The 531-nt window shown below is 67.2% G+C and carries 1 protein-coding gene; it reads right to left on the bottom strand.

Annotated elements, in window-relative coordinates:
* On the bottom strand, positions 1 to 531 hold a 531-nt coding region (locus tag NS334_RS16130), incomplete at both ends, for a DUF1501 domain-containing protein (RefSeq protein ID WP_153002782.1).

The raw sequence follows: 531 nt of genomic DNA, 5'->3' as shown, positions 1-531 counted from the left end.
GGGCACGACATAGGGCAGATCGCTGTCCGCCACCCCGTGCCACTTCAGGATCGCGCCCAGATATTCCTCCTGCGCGGTCGTCGGCAGGAAGCGGCCTTCGTTGCTGATGTCGTCGTTGCCGCCCAGCGTCGGGTCGGGATAGCGGCCGAACACGCCCTTGGGCGTCACGCCGCCGCCGATCACCAGATGGTTGTTGCCCCAGGCGTGGTCGCTGCCCTGCTGCGCGTTGCCGCGATAGGTGCGGCCGAAATCGCTCATCGTGAAGGCGGTGACATTGTCCTGCAGCCCCAATGCCTCCATCGCCTTGTAGAAGGCCGACAGCGCCAGCGCGAGGTCGCCGAGCAGCGTCGCATGGGTGCCGGTCGCGACATTGCCGTACACGACCTGGTTGTCGTGCGTGTCATATCCGCCCTGCGAGACGAAGAACGACTGGCGGGTGTGGCCGAACGTCGATCGCGCCTCGATCATCCGCGCCACGCGCTTCAGCTGCATCGCCACGTCGGAGGTGAGCGCCGCGCCGGTCGCCGGATC

The sequence above is a fragment of the Sphingomonas endophytica genome, from assembly GCF_001476895.1.
Classification (GTDB): domain Bacteria; phylum Pseudomonadota; class Alphaproteobacteria; order Sphingomonadales; family Sphingomonadaceae; genus Sphingomonas; species Sphingomonas endophytica_A.
The sequence above is the reverse complement of the archived record's forward strand: the minus strand, read 5'-3'. Positions and strand labels throughout refer to the sequence as shown.